The sequence below is a fragment of the Streptomyces mesophilus genome, from assembly GCF_011044995.1.
In the GTDB taxonomy this organism is placed as follows: domain Bacteria; phylum Actinomycetota; class Actinomycetes; order Streptomycetales; family Streptomycetaceae; genus Streptomyces; species Streptomyces mesophilus.
Map to the genome: position 1 here is coordinate 1 of NZ_JAAKZW010000493.1, position 732 is coordinate 732.

Consider the following 732-nt stretch of genomic DNA (forward strand, 5'->3'; position numbering starts at 1 on the left):
GAGAAGGGGTCCTGGGTTGGGTCTGCGGGCCCATCCGCCGTTGCGGCGGGCGTGGTTGCGTGGGGGAACTACCGCGCAGGCAGGACCAGTTGGGGGCGGGCACATGGCCGGCACGTACTACATGACGGGGTACGACCCCGTTCCGCAGCGGCGGCCGCTTCCCCGGGCGCTAGGCGCGGCCATGGCGATCACGTACGGGCTCCTTGCCGTCGCCGTGTTCAGCGGCATCGGTGTGCTGATGGCCGCCGAGGACCTGAACGGGGTCTTCGGCGGACTGCTGCTGTACGCGCTGATACCCGGCCTCGTCGGGACGGTCGCCGCACGGCGGGCCTGGCGCGGTCAGGGGCGGGCCCGTTGGGCACTGATCGGCGCGCACGGGCTGTACGTGGTGCAGGCGCTCGGATCGCTGGGGCGCGGCGACGCGCAGGGCCTGACCCAGCTCGTGCTGCCGGTCACGGCGATCGTGCTGCTCAGCCGTGCGTCCACCCGTGACTGGTACGAGAGCGATCCGTACGCGCGCACCGAGCGGCGCCCCTTCAGCGTCGCGCGATGGATCAAGTGGCGTACGGACGAAGGGCAGTCGATGCCCGAGTACGCCGCCCTCCTCGCCCTGATCGCCGCGATCGTCGTGGGCGTGGTCGCTCTCGGGATGAACGGCACCATCTCCAGCACGGTGTCCAGCGCGGTGTGCACCATCACCGGCGGCGGGGACTGCGGCGGAGGGGACGGGGG

The 732-nt window shown here is 72.1% G+C and carries 1 pseudogene; it reads left to right on the forward strand.

What is annotated here, in order from left to right:
* Positions 1-103 precede the first annotated feature (103 nt).
* A pseudogene (locus tag G6045_RS40745) lies at positions 104-732 on the forward strand (hypothetical protein); the annotation flags it as partial.